Source organism: Candidatus Eisenbacteria bacterium, from assembly GCA_016867495.1.
Classification (GTDB): domain Bacteria; phylum Eisenbacteria; class RBG-16-71-46; order CAIMUX01; family VGJL01; genus VGJL01.
Genome location: VGJL01000121.1, coordinates 1 through 7,653 on the forward strand (window position 1 = coordinate 1; position 7,653 = coordinate 7,653).

7 protein-coding genes are annotated in these 7,653 nt (G+C 68.0%); all 7 read left to right on the forward strand.

Annotated elements, in window-relative coordinates:
- The first annotated feature begins 81 nt into the window (after positions 1-81).
- Entirely contained in the window at positions 82-1,149 is a 1,068-nt protein-coding gene (locus FJY88_10120; protein ID MBM3287687.1) for a response regulator, read from the forward strand.
- Positions 1,150-1,194: 45 nt separating this feature from the next.
- Positions 1,195-2,349, forward strand: coding sequence for a MinD/ParA family protein (locus FJY88_10125; protein MBM3287688.1), 1,155 nt, complete (start codon positions 1,195-1,197; stop codon positions 2,347-2,349).
- A 51-nt stretch (positions 2,350-2,400) separates the two neighbouring features.
- Entirely contained in the window at positions 2,401-3,180 is a 780-nt protein-coding gene (locus FJY88_10130) for a FliA/WhiG family RNA polymerase sigma factor (GenBank protein ID MBM3287689.1), read from the forward strand.
- Between the two features lie 20 nt (positions 3,181-3,200).
- Positions 3,201-3,551 (forward strand): hypothetical protein, encoded by a 351-nt coding sequence (locus FJY88_10135; protein ID MBM3287690.1) that lies wholly within the window; start codon positions 3,201-3,203, stop codon positions 3,549-3,551.
- Between the two features lie 26 nt (positions 3,552-3,577).
- Positions 3,578-4,816, forward strand: coding sequence for a GGDEF domain-containing protein (locus FJY88_10140; GenBank protein MBM3287691.1), 1,239 nt, complete (start codon positions 3,578-3,580; stop codon positions 4,814-4,816).
- 9 nt (positions 4,817-4,825) lie between these two features.
- Entirely contained in the window at positions 4,826-6,526 is a 1,701-nt protein-coding gene (locus FJY88_10145) for a response regulator (GenBank protein MBM3287692.1), read from the forward strand.
- A gap of 163 nt (positions 6,527-6,689) precedes the next feature.
- Positions 6,690-7,653 (forward strand): hypothetical protein (locus tag FJY88_10150; GenBank protein ID MBM3287693.1); only part of this gene is annotated, 964 nt, incomplete at its 3' end.

Below are 7,653 nucleotides of genomic sequence, written 5' to 3' on the forward strand. Positions count from 1 at the left end.
CTTCCCCGCAGGCGGTCGAGAGGATCCTCTCGAGCGGGACGGTGCGGATCGCGCGCGCGCTGGCGGGCGAACGGCGCAAGGATGCCCTTCGAGCCTGAGCAGATGAGTCGCGGGACGATCGTGGAGACGGGAAGGGGGCTGAGCCAGCCCGTCAGGTGCCTCGTGGTCGATGCCTCCGCGCGCGTCGTCGGGCAGATCCACTCCACCCTCTCCTTTCTCACGCCCGGCATCCGGCTGCTGTCGCCGGCTCGCGGAGGCCCGGAGGCCCTGCGGGCGATCCGCGATCTCCGTCCCGATCTCCTCTTCCTCGATCTCGACATGCCGAGGATGGCAGGTCTGACGACCCTCAGGGCGCTCGGCGGGTTGCGTCCCGCGCGTGTTGTCGCGCTCGCGCCCGAGACGCTCGAGGGGGGGCGAGCTGCGTGGGATGCCCTGGGCCTGGGCGCTTACGACTTTCTCCCGAAGCGGGAGCGCAGGGGGGAGGCGATGATCGATCTGCCCCCCGACGAGCTTGCGGCCGCGCTCTTTCGCGCGATCGCCCCCTTCGCGGGCTTGAGGCGCGAGGGAGCGCTCCGCCTGAGGACCCGCGCGACTTGGGCCGGGGAGACGGCGTCGCTGCCTGTCCTGCTCGCCATGATCGGAACTCACAGGCTCACTCGGCTCGCCAGGTTCATGTCATGGAGGGAGGATCCTAGCCCGCCGCTCGTCATCGAAGCGCCGCACCCCCCTCGATTCACCAAGGCGCTTCTCGAGGGGCTGAACCGCGCGATTCGCCGGCCCGTTCGCGTCGCGGCGCCGGGGGATCGCCTCGCCCCGGACCAGATCTTCCTCGTCTCGGGCGGAGAGAGGCTTCTCGTCCGCCGCGACGGCTTCGGCTGCGAGATCGGCATCCTCGGCCCTGCCCCAGGGCCGGAATCGGGGGCGCGGTCGTTGGGGATGGGCAACGATCTCGCGGCGCGCCTTGGAGACCAGGGCGGGCTGCTCCTCGCTGATCGTCCTCCGCGGACGATGGAGCATGTCGCCCGGCGCCTCTCTCGCGAGGGGCGTCTCTTCCTCCTGAAGGCTCCCGGCCCTGATGGGGGAAGGCTTCCTCTCCTCCGGACGGTCTGCCCCGCCTCGCGCCCCGCAGCCCTCAGAAACGCCTCCTGAGCCGGTCGCGCGCCTGACCCTGCCGGCGCCGGCCGCCAACGGCCGATGCCACCGATCCGGCACATGGATTCTCCTCCGACCTGTTTCTTGCCGGAGGCCGCACCAAGATTGGCCGACCGATCGGATCACGCGGGAAGGCGATCTGAGAAGACGGATGAAGTCTCTTCCGTAACGCCTTTGGCAGTGGCGAATTGTACGAGTTGTTTCCCGCAGCCCTCTCTCCGTCTCCAGGGCATGCAGATTGCAGTTCGTATCCCGCCGCCGCCCGGGGGATCGACCCGAACAGGCGGTCGAGGAGGAATGAAGGTGGGCAGAAGGAGCGCTGGCGCAGACGGGTTCCGCCTCCTGAGAACGGGCGGGCGCGAGCCGGAGCCGGCGCGTCGTCCCCGGGCGCGGACCCTGGCCGTCGTGAGCGGGAAGGGGGGCGTGGGGAAGACGACGCTGGTCGTGAACCTCGCTGTCGCCCTTCGTGGCCTCGGCCGGCGCGTCCTCATCCTCGACGGCGATTTGGGGATGGGCAACGCCGATCTCCTCATGGGCAAGGTGCCGCGCCACACGCTCCATGACGTCGTCCTGGGAGAGCGCGGGGCCGCTGAGACCGTCCTCGAAGTGCAGGACGGCATCCGTCTCCTCGCCGGTTCCACCGGAGTCGAGGAGATGGCCAATCTGGATGACCTCCGCCGCGAGCGCCTCCTCTGCTCGGTCACGACCCTGGAGGAGGAGGCCGACGTCGTCTTGATCGACACGGGGCCCGGCCTGCATCGCACCGGCATCCACCTCGCGCGCGCGGCCGACGAAGTCCTGGTCATCACGACGCCCGAGCCGACGGCGTTCACCGACGCCTATGCGATCCTGCGGGTCCTGCGCAAGGGGAGGTTGCCGTCGACCGTCTGGATGGTTGTCAACCAGGCGCACGATCGAGGCGAGGCCCAGGCGACGGCCCAGAAGATGAAGTCGATCGCGCGGCGCTTTCTCTCCTTTGAGCCCGACTATCTCGGGTTTGTTCTCGAGGACCCGGCGGTCGGGCTCTCCGTGCGCCGGCAGACCCCCCTTCTAGACCTGTACCCCGATTCCAAAGCCGCCCGCTGTGTGCTCCGCCTCGCCCATCGACTGATCGAGGGGAGTTCGCCGCAGCCGCAGCGGATCGCGCAAGGGGGAGGAATCGGGAGCGTGGCATACCTGGAGGACGCCCCGGCGTAGCGGGGCGATCCCTTCGCGAGGGACGGAACGAGCCTGACAACCGGAGGATCGATGAGCGAATCGAACGCCTTGGCGAGACTCAACAAGATCGTAGTCCGAGAGGATGCGCCCGCCGTCGACAGGCAGCGCGCGGAGTCCCTGCGCCGCTACGCGCCTCTCGTGAAGTACGTCGTCGACCGCATCGCCACGGGGCTGCCGAAGTCGATCGAGAAGGATGACCTGATCAACACCGCGATCATCGGCCTCTTCGACGCCCTCGAGAAATACGATCCGAGTCGCGGCAACAAGTTCGAGACCTACGCCATCTGGAGAATCAAGGGAGCCGTCCTCGATGAACTCAGGAGCATGGACTGGGTCTCCCGAACCACCCGGCGCAAGGCGCGCAATCTGGAGAGGGTCTGCAGCACGCTCGACCAGAAGCTCGGGCGCGCCGCGACGGAGCTCGAGATCGCCCGGGAGATGAAGCTGCCTCTCCCCGACCTCCTGCGCCTCATCGAGGAGGTGCGCGGAACCGTCCTCCTGTCGCTTGACCAGACGGTCACTGTCGACGAGGACCACGACCTCGCGGGTCTGGCCGACATGATCGAGGACGAGGAGGCGCCAGACGCCCTCTCGCTGATCGAGGAGGAGGAGAACAAGGAACACCTGCTCCACTCGGTCAACAACCTGACCGAGCAGGAGAGGCTCGTCGTCGCCCTCTATTACTACGAGGAGATGACGCTCAAGGAGATCGGCGAGACCCTCCACATCTCGGAGTCGCGGGTCTCGCAGATCCACACCAAGGCGATTCTGCGCCTGCGGGGCAGGATGCGCAGGCAGCTCGCCGCCTAGGGGAAGGGATGTCCGCGTCGATGATCGAGACGAAGCTCGCCGCCCGGATGGGCCTCGCGCTCGCCGGCCTCCCGCCGGTCCCGGCGACGGGCGGGGACCTCGATCTCCTCTCCGTTCTGGGGGGGGTCGCGGTGGGAGAGTCCCCGGAAGAGACCCGCCGCCGCGCGGTCCGCGAGCTCAGGGAGATCGAGTCGATGCTCGCCGCCCGCTCGGAGGCCGCGAGGAGTCCGGAGTCACGAGGGGCCCTCGCGGAGGAGACGCGGGGGTCGGGGACGCCTGGCCGGGGCAACTCCCCAATCGAGGGGGCGCCGCGCGAGGCGATCGAGATGCGCAAGAGAGACGGCGCGGACGGCAGCAAGCGCGCCGCCTAGACGTCGAGGCACAGGAGGTAGCCAAGATGGTGCGACGAAACGGCCGAGGGCCGAGGCAGCTTCAGGATGTCAGCGAGAAGTTCCGCAGAGGTGAGCAGCGCCTGCTGAGGATGCTCGAGGAGGAAGGGCTCATCTCTGCCCGGGAGCGGGAGGGGCTGCTCCGGCAGGTCTCCCTCGCGGCTTCGCAGAAGCGGACGAGCGAGGTCTTGAACGCCGCCCACACGGTGCACAACAAGATCGTTCAGGTCCTCCGCAAGGGGAAGGGGCCGGCGGAGGAGAGGGGGCGGGCGGAGATCGAAATCCTCTATGAGATCACCCGCCTGACGCAGACCTGGGAGGACAAGGAGAAGCTCTTCGATCACTTCCTCGGCCTCGTGCAGCAGGCGATCCCTTACCGGGACGCCGCGCTCTTCCTGGTCAACCGTGACGAGCAGCGACTGGCGGTCGTCGCCCAGCGCGGGCAAGCCGTCGATCTGATCGCGGGCGTGAAGTTCGACTACGGGTTCGGGTTCTCGAGCTGGGTCGCCAAGCAGAAGAGCCCGGTCCTTCTGTCGGAGCTGCAGCGAGGGCGGCGGCCGGAAGGCCCAGAGGTCGGGTCCTTCCTCTCGGTCCCGCTCATCGTTCAGGGGGAGCTGATCGGGGTGATGAATCTCAGCCATCCCCGCACGAAGGCGTTCACCGAGGAGCACCTCCGGATCGCGATCCTCGTGGCGGGGCAGGCGGCAGGAGCCATCCAGCGCTTGGTGATGTACGACGAGATGGCCCGCCTCGCCATCACCGACGACCTCACCGGGCTCTGGAACCGCCGCCATTTCGGGGGACGGCTCCAGGACGAGATCGACCGTGCGCGGCGCTACGGCACCTGCTTCTCGATCCTGATGCTCGACATCGACCGCTTCAAGGCGATCAACGACGGCTACGGACACGCCCTGGGGGACCGCGTGCTTGCGGACATGGGACGGCTGCTGCGGAAATCCGCCCGGGCCTCCGACATCGTCGCGCGGCATGGCGGAGAAGAGTTCATCATCCTGATGCCGATGACCGATAAGGAACATGCATGGATGGCGGCGGAGAGGCTTCGCGTCCTGGTGGCTGACCACACATTCCCCAGGAGAAAGAAGCTGACGGTCTCGATCGGTTTCGCGAGCTATCCCGAGGATGGTCCGTCGGCGCAGGATCTCGTCCGCCACGCAGATCAGGCCCTCTACGAGGCGAAGCGCTCGGGGAGAAACCGCAGCGCCGCGTCCCGCACGGCCGCCGCCTAGGAGTGAACGATGGAAGAGACGTCGATCCGGGCTGCCATGGAATCGCCCGCGTCCCCGCTGCCGGGAGCGCGAATCCTCGTCGTCGATGATGAAGAGCCGGTTCTCGACCTGCTGCACGACATCCTTGCGGAGTATCCGTACGTGGTCGATCTGGCTCCCACGGGCGAAGAAGCGGTCGCCAAGATCCAGGCGAACGCCTACGACCTGGTCCTGACCGACCTCAACCTCCCCGGGATCGATGGGCTGGGCGTGCTGCGCGCCGCGAAGGAGAAGGAGATCGACACCGCCGTCGTCCTTCTCACCGGCAACGCGACCGTCTTCAATGCCATCGAGGCGCTTCGCAAGGGCGCATACGACTTCGTCCAGAAGCCCTTCCAGCTCGGGGAGCTGGAGGCATCCCTCTCCCGCGCGCTCCAGTGGCGCGCCTTCGCCCTCCGCGAGCGCAGGGAGGGCGAGATCCGCAAGAAGATCGCCGAGGCGGCGCGGGCGAGGCAGCGGACGCTCTATGACATCGCCAAGGACATCACCGAGAGCCTCCACCTGGACGCGATGCTCTCGAGGATCGTGGAGCGGAGCCTTGGCCTCTGCTCGGCCAGCCAGGGCCTCCTCTTCCTGCTCGACGAGGGGGGCAGCCAGCTCGTCTGTCGCGTCGATCGGGGGCTCGGTCCGCTCGAGGAGATGCGCGAGACGCTCGTCAAGATGCTCGCCACTCCGAACGCCAAGGCCCTCTATCTCAAGAGCCCGATCGAGGAGACGCTGGAGATCGACCCGTCGGGTCCGCAGATCGCCTACGTCGTTCCCCTCGTGCAGGACGACGCCGCGATCGGGACGATCGCGGTCCTGAGCGCCGCCGGGGGGACGATGGAAGACGACACCCCGGACCTGCTGCCTCAGCTGGCCGGCATGGCCTCGATCGCGATCCGCAACGTCCGTTCCTACGAGAAGGCGAGGGAACTCGACCGGCTGAAGAGCGAGTTCGTGGCGGTGGTCTCGCACGAGGTGCGGACCCCGCTGACCTCGATCAAGGGGAGCCTCGAGCTTCTGACCGACCCGCGCTACTTCGAGTCGGGCGCGCCGCAGCAGGATCTGCTCGCCATCTGCCAGACGAATGTCGATCGACTCGAGCAACTGATCAACAGCATTCTCGATTTCAGCAAGCTCGAGTCGGGGCGCCTCTCCTCGAGTTTCGAGGAAGTCGATCCCCGATCGCTGCTGGAGAACGCCGTGACCGACATGGGCCGGCTGGCCCAGCGGACGGGGATCGCCCTCAGGATCGATCTCGACTCCGATCTGCCCCGGCTCTGGGCGGACGAGCTGCGGGTCATCCAGGTCGTCACGAACCTCCTCTCGAACGCCATCAAGTTCTCGCCCGCCGACAGCGAGATCCTCATCAGGGGCTTCGCCGAGCGCGACGGCCTGCGGGTCGACGTGATCGACCGCGGCATCGGGATCGCCACGGAAGACATCCAGAAGCTCTTCCTCAAGTTCCAGCAGCTCGACTCCTCCAACACGCGAAAAGCAGGCGGAACGGGGCTCGGGCTCGTGATCTCGAAGGGGATCGTGGAGGAGCATGGCGGCCGGATCTGGGTGGAGAGCGAGAAGGGCAAGGGGAGCGTCTTTTCCTTCTGGCTCCCCTCGCTCGAGAGCATCCGCTCTCGCTCCGCTGTCGCTCGCGCCGCCTCGCCCGTCGCCGCAACCCGCACGAACTGAGTCCGATAGCGTGCGCCAATCCCCGGGGCGAGTCCCCCCCCTCGCGGGGGGGATTTGCCCTTGCGCCGCTCTGGCGCATCTGGCTAGATAGTCGCGAGCGTCGGATTGTCGCGCATTCTGTGGAAGGCGGCCAGGGGGGCGTCTGTTGTTGAAGGACCGGCACATGCGCATCTTGGAGGAGGCGGACGCGGGCAGACCATCGGTCGCGGGCGTTCGCGAGCCTCCCGCCGACTCCGCGCCGCGCGCTAGGACGGACGAGCGACCCCTGCCGGGGAACGGGTGGCTCCTGCTGCTCGATCTGCCCGCTCTCTCAGCCGGCATGATCCTCTCCCTCTGGGTCGCCAGGCGGTGGTTCGGCTCCGAAGGGCTCGCGCCGGTCTCTCAGCTTCCCGCTTGGCCCTTCGTCCTGCTCCTGATCCCCCTGAGCGCGGCGCTTGCCGCCGTATTCGGGCTCTATCGCCCGGGGATCCTGCGCGCGCGCGCGCATCAGTTCACCGGGGGCGCGAGGGTCCTGGTCTGGTCCGCTGCCGTCTCCGTCGGCGGGATCTTCCTGCTCTCGGAGGAGATCTCTGCGACGCTGCGGGGTCTGGTCCTCCTCTATCACGGAGCGCTCGCCGTCTGGCTGATCGGGGCGCGCCCCGTCCTCGCCGCCGCCCTGCGCCCGCGGGCGGTCGCCGGTGAGGGGAGAATCCTCATCTTCGGCAGCGGCAGGCAGGCTGTCGATGTCGGCAAGGGACTGACGGAGCGGGGAGGACCGGGGACTCGGATCCTCTCGTTCCTCGACGACCGCGCACCGGAGCTCCGCGGCCTGATGCCCTTCAGCTTCGCGGATCTGTCGAGCCTTCCGGAGATCGCGAGCCGGCTCAGGGCGGATGTCGTCGTCGTCGCGCGCTCCGACATCCCGCGCGACGAGATCATCCGTCTGTCGGACGACCTCGTCCAGCGTGGAGTCAGGGTCAAGGTGCTCTCCGAGGTCCTCGACCGTCTCTTCGGATCGATCCCGGTCGAGACCGTCCACGGCCGGCACCTCATGCAGGTAGGAAGGACGCCGCTCTGCGGCGGCGCCCGGATCCGGAAGCGGCTTCTCGATGTCGCCGGCGCCCTTCTCGGGGGCCTGGCGATCCTTC

Excerpts from the sequence above, each read along its gene's own strand:
- FJY88_10120 (MBM3287687.1), top strand. The coding sequence starts at position 82 with ATGCCCTTCGAGCCTGAGCAGATGAGTCGCGGGACGATCGTGGAGACG.
- FJY88_10125 (MBM3287688.1), top strand. The coding sequence starts at position 1,195 with ATGCCACCGATCCGGCACATGGATTCTCCTCCGACCTGTTTCTTGCCG.
- FJY88_10130 (MBM3287689.1), top strand. The coding sequence starts at position 2,401 with ATGAGCGAATCGAACGCCTTGGCGAGACTCAACAAGATCGTAGTCCGA.
- FJY88_10135 (MBM3287690.1), top strand. The coding sequence starts at position 3,201 with ATGATCGAGACGAAGCTCGCCGCCCGGATGGGCCTCGCGCTCGCCGGC.
- FJY88_10140 (MBM3287691.1), top strand. The coding sequence starts at position 3,578 with ATGGTGCGACGAAACGGCCGAGGGCCGAGGCAGCTTCAGGATGTCAGC.
- FJY88_10145 (MBM3287692.1), top strand. The coding sequence starts at position 4,826 with ATGGAAGAGACGTCGATCCGGGCTGCCATGGAATCGCCCGCGTCCCCG.